The 243-nt window shown below is 66.3% G+C and carries 1 protein-coding gene; it reads left to right on the top strand.

From position 1 onward, the window contains the following. A partial coding sequence (locus tag RVY79_RS21210) for a hypothetical protein (RefSeq protein WP_317466591.1) occupies positions 1-191 on the top strand: 191 nt, incomplete at its 5' end. Positions 192-243 lie beyond the last annotated feature (52 nt).

Raw genomic sequence — 243 nt, 5'->3', positions numbered from 1 at the left:
CCCCCCCCCCCGCCGCCCTCATTCCTCCCTTCTCCCGGATCTCGCGATTCCTTACGAATTGTCTGGAGTTCAGACGTGTGCACTTCCTATCTCTTCGCACCCAGCCCGGTCGCGACGACATGTTCAAGGTGATGCTGATCGGCCACGCCGAAGATCGGAAGGGCGTCGGGGAGGGAAAGGGTGTCTGTTGAGGTGGGGGGCGCTGGGGGGGGGGGGGTGGATTGCCATCGGGGGGGGGGGGGG

The organism is Chromohalobacter sp. HP20-39, from assembly GCF_033052815.1.
Classification (GTDB): domain Bacteria; phylum Pseudomonadota; class Gammaproteobacteria; order Pseudomonadales; family Halomonadaceae; genus Chromohalobacter.
This window is presented reverse-complemented; position numbering and strand designations above follow the sequence as displayed.